At 57.9% G+C, this 242-nt stretch carries 1 protein-coding gene; it reads left to right on the plus strand.

Annotated features, from left to right (window positions below; all coding sequences use genetic code 11):
* On the plus strand, positions 1-242 hold a 242-nt coding region (locus tag ACPYOJ_RS36430), incomplete at both ends, for a hypothetical protein (RefSeq protein ID WP_481420545.1).

Genomic DNA, 242 nt, shown 5'->3' on the forward strand with positions numbered 1-242 from the left:
CCGGAAAACGCGCTGATCACCTCCGTCAACAAAGAGCGCATGGTTTTCAGCACCTCCAACAGCGACCAGAGCTGGATGATCCTGCCTTACGACAGCAGCCTCAACGGCTGGAAAAGCAACGGCACGGTGGCCGTGGAGATTTCACGAGAGACCGCCAGCGACGATGCAAAACTGCAGGCGCGTATCGCCGCGGTGAAAAAAATCTGGGGCGCCTGGGTTACCCCTGGCACAACGCTCAATAT

The sequence above is a fragment of the Rhizobium sp. SVR5-9E genome (assembly GCF_056755095.1).